Annotated in this window: 1 pseudogene; it reads right to left on the reverse strand. The window is 76.5% G+C overall.

Annotation, left to right across the window (positions count from 1 at the left end):
- A pseudogene (locus tag ACXJKG_RS20930) lies at positions 1 to 1,805 on the reverse strand (hypothetical protein); the annotation flags it as partial.

A 1,805-nucleotide genomic window follows, 5' to 3' on the forward strand; every position in this document is an offset into this window, starting at 1 on the left:
GTCGTCGGACGCCGTGCAGCCGGGCGTCTGCGGGCCCGGGCCCTCGGGATCGGCGCGCAGGTTCACGGGCAGCGTCAGGGTCGCCGTGGGAGTGACGGCGTCGGCGACGCTGGCGCTCACGGTGAACCGAGCCGTCCCCGTACCGTCGGAGTTGAGCAGGATGTACGGGTCGTAGCCGTCGAGGCCGAGCACCGGCGCCAGCGCCTCGACCTCGACCGGGAAGGCCCCGGCGGGGTCGGCGTCGGGCGCCTCGGCGGACACCACCACCGCTCCCACGTCACCGATCGCTCCCGGGACCGCGCGCAGGTCCAGCGGCAGGTCGACGGTGCTGCCCGGATCGATCTGCGCCGCCGTGCACACGATGGTCGACCCGTCCGAGCAGGTCCACGTCTCGTCGGTCACCGCGGGGGACCCGAAGGCGAGGCTGTCCGGCCGCTGCACGGTGACCCGGACCCCGACTGCCGGCAGGTCGCCCGTGTTCGCGATGCTCAGCGGGACCGCGGTCGGGGTGCCGAGAGCGACGACCGCCGTGCTCGGCCCGTTGAGCGCGAGCGCGGCCGGGCGCTGCAGCGTGAACGGAACGGTGAGCGACTCCGCGGCCTGGCGCCCGCTCGGCGACAGCTGGATCGCGAGCGAGCGGTCCGTGACGACGTCGGCGGACCCTGCGGTGAGGAGCAGGGAGAGCGGGGCGTCGGCGCGGGCCCCGACGGCACCCGGGCGGCAGACCATCGGCTGCGTCCCGGCGCAGGTCCACGCGGACCCCGGAGCCGCGGCACCCGTGACGCCGGACGGCAGGGCGACCGAGACCATGGCCGAGCCCGCGGGGATCGCCGTCCCGCCGACGTTCGCGACCGTGAGGTCGAGCTGGCGGGTCCGACCGCTGACCAGCGCGAGCGTCCCCGGCAGGGTGCGCAGCGTCAGGCGGGCCGGCGCGGCGGCGATGACGACGCGGATGGGCGGCGCGACGTAGTCGATACCCGCGCCCTGGACGCGCAGGCCCACCTCGCCGTCGGAGCGGTCGTAGGACTCGTCGATGGAGACCCGCAGCACGAGCGTCGACGTGGTCAGACCGGGGAGCTCGTCGAGCGTGCACCGCGCGACGCCGGTCCCGTCGCCGACGACGCACACCCAGCCGGCCGCGCCCATCACGGCGAACCGGCCGGCGCTGATCCCCGCGAACGCGGCCGCGGAGACGCCGTCGAGCGTCACGCCGTCGGGCAGCGTCACCTCGGCGACGAGGTTGGTCGCGGCGGTCTCGCCGCTGTTGCGCACTCCGACCGCCAGCTCCTGGGCCGCAACCCCGGCCTCCAGCGTCAGCCCGCCGGGCGGCAGGTCGATCGAGACGTCCGCGGGGGTCGGCTCGGGCGGCACCTCCGGCTCGGCCGGCACCTCGGGCTCGGGCTGCGCGGCGAACGGCGCGTCGGCGGTCACGTCACCCTCGGTGGAGAACGCCGAGGTCGTGGTGTCCAGCGGGGTGTCCTGCGGAGCCAGCTCGGTGGGCTCCGGCGTGGGGATGTCGGTCGGCTGCGGCGTGACCACGGCGCCGGCCGTCGAGGTGGGGGCGGGAGCGTCCGTGCTGGGGGCCACGCTCGAGGTGGGTTCGGCGCCGACGAGCGTGGAGTCGTCCGGCGAGCTGAGCAGGTTGACGATGCTGATCGCGGCCACCGCCGCGAGCGCGACGCTGCCCACCGCGATCGCCGCGGCACCGAGCGGGATCGACGCGAGGAACGCGGCAACACCGCCTGCCGCGGCCGCGCCACCGGCGGCTCCGGCGCCGACGACCCCGAGCGCGCTGGTCGCAGCGG

Source organism: Cellulomonas sp. P5_C6 (genome assembly GCF_054049635.1).